This window comes from Chloroflexota bacterium, from assembly GCA_018648225.1.
Lineage (GTDB): Bacteria > Chloroflexota > Anaerolineae > Anaerolineales > UBA11858 > NIOZ-UU35.
This window is the reverse complement of the sequence record JABGRQ010000038.1, coordinates 1-1,826: the sequence shown is the minus strand read 5'-3', so window position 1 is coordinate 1,826 and position 1,826 is coordinate 1. Positions and strand designations below refer to the sequence as shown.

The 1,826-nt window shown below is 51.1% G+C and carries 4 protein-coding genes; all 4 read left to right on the top strand.

Features of this window, described 5'->3' with window-relative positions; all coding sequences use genetic code 11:
* On the top strand, positions 1-533 hold a 533-nt coding region (locus tag HN413_01825; GenBank protein MBT3389127.1), incomplete at its 5' end, for an L-lactate permease.
* A 75-nt stretch (positions 534-608) separates the two neighbouring features.
* Entirely contained in the window at positions 609-1,151 is a 543-nt protein-coding gene (locus HN413_01820) for a pyridoxamine 5'-phosphate oxidase family protein (GenBank protein ID MBT3389126.1), read from the top strand.
* A gap of 79 nt (positions 1,152-1,230) precedes the next feature.
* Positions 1,231-1,413 (top strand): hypothetical protein, encoded by a 183-nt coding sequence (locus tag HN413_01815; protein ID MBT3389125.1) that lies wholly within the window; start codon positions 1,231-1,233, stop codon positions 1,411-1,413.
* Positions 1,414-1,588: 175 nt separating this feature from the next.
* Positions 1,589-1,826, top strand: a 238-nt coding sequence (locus HN413_01810; protein MBT3389124.1) for a hypothetical protein, incomplete at its 3' end; no start/stop codon positions are given.

Genomic DNA, 1,826 nt, shown 5'->3' with positions numbered 1-1,826 from the left:
TCCTGTTGTATTCTTCGATCCTGGCCTATCTGATCTATAAGCTGGCTGGCTGGTACACAGCTGGAGCTGCCGGACGCATCATCAGCGGCACCATCAAACGGGTGATGTCATCCAGCGTGGGCATCGCCTCGATGGTTGCCATGGCCACGGTTATGCAGCATGCCGGCATGACAGAAACCCTGGCACGCGGTCTGGCTGAGGGGGTTGGGGCCGCCTTCCCCTTCGTCTCTCCTTGGATCGGTGCCCTGGGTGCTTTCATGACCGGCAGCAACACCAACTCGAACGTTGTTTTCGCGGCCCTGCAGCAGCGCACGGCGGAACTGCTGGGATATAGCGTCGCCCTGATATTGGCCGCTCAAACTTCAGGTGGCGCCTTGGGTTCGGTCATCGCACCAACAAAGATCGTGGTCGGTGCCAGCACCGGCGGCATGGCCGGGCGGGAGGGCGAAGTCATGCGCAAGATGTTGGTGTACACAGGCCTGCTGCTCTTATTGATCAGCGTTTTGACGCTCATTGGTGTCGCCATGCTTTAAAATTATGCTGGAAAAATACGCGCTGGGAAAAGAACGCTCACCAAAATTCTACAACCCGTTCAGGAGTGATATACCTTGGAGCAAGACAACATCAACAAAATTCGCCGTCACGACCGGGCCAAAGACGAGCTCTGGATTCGAGATTTCATTCTTCGGGCACCGATGGGCACAATGGCCACAGAATATGAAGGGCAACCATTTTTAGTCACGCGCAACTTCGCCTACGACCCCGAGACGCACGCCATTTACATGCATGGAGCCAAGAAGGGCCGCACCATCGAGAATGTGGCCGCCCAGCCCCAGGTATGTTTCAGTGCCAGTGAAATGGGGCGCCTGCTGCCCGATGAACGCGCCATGGAATTTGGTGTCGAATTCGCCGGTGTGGTTGCCTTTGGCCATATCAGCCTGGTAGCAGACCCCCAAGAGGCCAAACACGGCTTGCAGTTACTCTGTGATAAATACTTCCCTCATCTAAAACCCGATGTGGATTACGAACCCACCACAGACACCGATTTGAAAGTTACCGCTGTCTTGCGCATCGACATCGATAGCTGGAGCGGAAAAGAGAAACGAGTTGCCGATGACTTTCCCGGCGCGTTTTATTACGAAGAAAAATGATCCTAAGCAAGCCAGGAATGCATGAATATACATTTCTCAACCTTTCTTGGGTTCCTGCATTCCTAATAAAAGAGACTCTATGAACGCCATGATTTCTTGGATTCGAGCACACAAATTCGAAGCCCATCTGACAGCTTTCTTGCTGATGGTCGTTCCATCTGCACTGCTCTATTTCTCGAACCAGGCAGAGAACGCCGGGCCGATCTGGGTCTTTCTGGGGATATTTGTAGTCGGCAATATCCTGGCGATGGTCATAAAATAAGCTTTCTAGATGAATAATAATTCAGCCTCAAGGCCTAGAGGAATTTACACCTCTGGGTCGATGTATTTCATATGAAAATAGACTATCCTGGGGGCAGAAGCAGCAAGTAGTTGACCGTATTCGGGAAACTGTGTGCTATTTACATACGCCAAGATGATTGCGAAAGAGAGCTTCTATGTCCCCAAAATCAAAAACCATCACGATTTTATCTGTACTGTTGGTTATGTTTTTCTCCCTGGGCTGTATTACCGTAACCCGGGCTTTCGAAGAGTATACGGCTTTCGATTTTGAAGAAAACCCTCCCAATAACTCTACATCCCAAAGCGATGAAGATTGTTACGACTGCGATTACTGGGACGAGTTCGAATACGATGCCAACGAGCGTCCAATTTTGAGCGGCAGTGAACTCATCC